This is a genomic window from Chamaesiphon sp. OTE_20_metabat_361 (genome assembly GCF_031364565.1).
In genome coordinates this window covers 1-3,262 of record NZ_JANLWO010000799.1, presented here as the reverse complement: position 1 = coordinate 3,262, position 3,262 = coordinate 1, and the positions used below count along the sequence as shown (strand labels likewise).

Sequence of the window (3,262 nt, the reverse complement as noted above, 5' to 3'; positions counted from 1 at the left end):
TTCCATCGCTGAAATATTCCTGTTCAAGATCGTTGCTCATATTTACAAAAGGCAATACTGCAATACTTTTTTTAGGTGTGGATACAGGGATGGGAACTTTTTTCTCCTGTGTTTTGCCCTTTAACGAATTGGGAACGGGCATAACCAACCCTTCATAATCAAGTGCAAATACTTCTACCTCCCGTTCCTGCCCGCCAATTATAAAAAATCGACTCGTGCCTTCCACTCGGCGAAGTGCGGGTTCGATCGTTTGGTCGATTAGGTCGCGATAACGGTTAGAGTCAGTCTGAAAGCCTGGTTTGGGCTTGAGCACCAGCCAGATCATCGGGTTATTATTGCCGCTGGCGACCTGAATATCCGAATCACCCGCTTCCGCTGGGAGATCTCCGAGTTGCTGGAGCTTGTTGAGTGTCGCCACCAGCCGCGCATCGACATCGGTACCCCAATCAAATTTCATCGTAATCGTGCTAAATCCCGATAAACTTTGGCTGGTAATTTCTTGAATCCCTTCAATTTCCTCTAACACATCCTCGATCGGGCGCGTAATTAAATTTTCGACCTCAGAAGGTGCTGCGCCGATATAAGGCGTAGAAATCGTAATTTCCGGTCGATCTCCTCCCGGCTGAAGTTCTAGCGGCAGCCGAAACAGGGCGACGAAGCCAAACATCACCAACAATAAAAACAGCACGAAGGTACCGTGCCGCCACCGGATAGCAGTTTCGATGAAGTTCATGACGTTTTTTTAGTATTTTGGTTTTCGACGACCTGCACGGGCGATCCGGACTTGAGTGCTTCGCTGCCCCGCACTACTACTGCTTGCCCCGCCCGCAACTGATTGCTAGAAATTGCCACCGTTTCGCCCAGATCGGCAACCATCTGCACTTTAACTTCTACCGCTTTACCATCCCGAATGGTGTACACCAGCCAATTTTCATCACGACGCACCAGCGCATCACGAGGGACGACCAGATTAGTTGCCTCGATCGGTAACTGGAGCGTACCCGCGATCGCCATCTTGGGTAATAAATTCGGGGGTGGATTTAGCAACCGCAACCGTACTAGTTGCCGTCGCGATGCGGCATTAGCCGCCGGAACCACACCGCTAATGGTCGCGCGTCCGCGCCAATCTGGTAGAGCGCGCGCTCGGAGTTCTACGGGTAAGCCAGTCCTCACGCTACCAGTAAGTTGTTCTGGTAGTTCCAAAAACACATCCAACTCGTTATTATTTACCAGCGTCACTATTGAATCGCGGCTCTCGACCAGATCGCCCACATTTACCTGCCGCGTTTGCACCGTACCAGCAATCGGCGACTTAACTTGAGTCCGCGTTAGGGTGAGTCGAGACTGGTTGACCACCGATTGGGCGGCAGCGACGCTAGCTGTTTGAGCGTCAATTTCTTCACGAGTCGGGCCAGCCGTAGCTTCTGCTAGCGTCGCTTCTGCTTGCAATCGCTGTGCCCGTGTGGTCTCGACACTGGCACGAGATTCTACCAGTACCCGTTGGGCGATCGCCCCAGCTTTGACCAGCGAGGAGTTACGGCGCAAGTTGTCTTGAGCCTCGCGTTCGCTAGCCTGAGCGGAACGCACTTGCGCTCGCCGTTGGGCGATAATTTCCGATCGAGTCCCCACTTGCAGCCGTGCCAGTTCGCTGCGAGCTTGTGCCAGTTTGGCCTGTGACTCTGCTAGTGCGAGTTGTCGCTCGTCATCATCCAGAGTCGCGATCGTCATCCCTGGCTTGACGAGATCGCCGACTTCGACAAATACCCGCTCGACAGTCCCGGCTGTCTGAGTCCGCAATGTGGCACTTCTATTTGCCTCCGTCTGCCCTGCTAACTGAATGCTTCTGGTACCTTGTCCGCGACCGATGGCGGCGGTTTGGACGGGAGTGGTCGGCAATCCGCGTGCGGCTGTCGGTGGTGCAGCCTCTTGACTGGGCATCGTCGTCCGCCAGAATAACGCCCCACCGCCGAGTAGTAAGAGGAGAGCAAGTAAACCAAGCTGCCACCGTTTGGGACGGCGAGATTTGGTGGTGGTTTCTGGCGATGAACCTGGGGATTTAGATGTGTCCATAGTTCATGAAATTGACACTGCTTTTTCCAGAATATCGATTTACACCTACTTTTACCTCGCCCGATCGAGTGATTCGATCGAGTGAATCACTAAAAATATCTATCTTTAGACAGATATTTTTGAATCTATAGGGATGAGAATGCGATTATTAGACTCGGCAATGTTTTTCTCATTTAGAGTCACTATCAACTACTTAAATATTTAGCGATCGGAGTAGAAATAGAAAATTAGGCGTTGCTGAATTGATGTATGATATGGCGATCGAGAGAGTAACCTGCTATTCAATTTGTCGAGAGCGATCGCGGCTGAAATTATTAGCGGAAACAGGAATAGGAACATCCCAAAATTTAAGATAGTGAATTAATAGCTTAACTGAATAAGCTAGCATTTATTTAGACTTAGAATAGCAAAGTGTCTTACGATGAAGCCTAGCTAAATAGTGTCGTAACCGAGTATTTTCTCCTTCGACTCTGGTCATATAAGTTTTACAGATAATTTGGTCTACGTCACGGAATAAATATCGGATAAACTGGCCATCCATCCGTGAGATAAAACTAACATTTCCAGCTCCCAACTAGTTCCCACAATGGCTGAAAAGTTTTTGCATCTCTTTTTGCATTATAAAGAGACCAAAATTGCCGAAACTAAACCAATAAATGGTGAAGCTACTCCACCAAGAAAATCGCCAGTTAAACCTCTGGTTGAGGCATTCTGGCTAGCACCAACTACGATCCATAGAACAAGAACCACCAATGGGCCAATGGTCATGTAGGTTCTGGCAGTCGTGGCCATTTTTTCTTCTTGGTTTTTCATCCTTTACTCAGTCTGTATAGAATCCAGATTCGGCAGATCCTAATTGACTTTAGTTCCCTCTAGATCGGCCAGGACAAACCAATCATCGCCATCTAACCACTCCCAACGGCTAGCCAAGGTATTACCCTCATTGCGAAACGCATATGTGGTGCGGTATTCTGTTCCGATAGATGACGACCAAACACCATCACGGATACTCCGCTGACCAGACAGAATTCTGCCATAACTGTCAAATAGCTGCGAGAGGTATGACTGGCTCACCGCATCATAGCCGACCGTCTCTATCCCACTTATCTCTGCGTTGCCGATTTTTGCATCAAAGTGGTTAACGAGAAAAAAACCACCTGGTAGCCACTCATAAGTTTCCGCCCCAATCCAC

General features: G+C 49.2%; 4 protein-coding genes and 1 pseudogene. All 5 read right to left on the bottom strand.

The genetic code is table 11. From position 1 onward, the window contains the following. The coding region (locus RMO35_RS22585) for an efflux RND transporter permease subunit (RefSeq protein ID WP_309744550.1) at positions 1 to 733 on the bottom strand (733 nt) is incomplete at its 3' end. Further along, a complete protein-coding gene (locus tag RMO35_RS22580) occupies positions 730 to 2,070 on the bottom strand; it encodes an efflux RND transporter periplasmic adaptor subunit (protein WP_309744548.1) in 1,341 nt (446 codons plus the stop codon). The genes RMO35_RS22580 and RMO35_RS22585, both read right to left, overlap by 4 nt. A 277-nt stretch (positions 2,071 to 2,347) precedes the next feature. After that, positions 2,348 to 2,675, bottom strand: a pseudogene (locus tag RMO35_RS22575) (IS1 family transposase); the annotation flags it as partial. 13 nt (positions 2,676 to 2,688) lie between these two features. Beyond that, the gene (locus RMO35_RS22570; RefSeq protein ID WP_309744546.1) at positions 2,689 to 2,883 is read right to left on the bottom strand and encodes a hypothetical protein; all 195 of its coding nucleotides are present in this window, start codon (positions 2,881 to 2,883) and stop codon (positions 2,689 to 2,691) included. A 39-nt stretch (positions 2,884 to 2,922) separates the two neighbouring features. Continuing rightward, positions 2,923 to 3,262, bottom strand: a 340-nt coding sequence (locus RMO35_RS22565; protein WP_309744544.1) for a DUF1579 family protein, incomplete at its 5' end; no start/stop codon positions are given.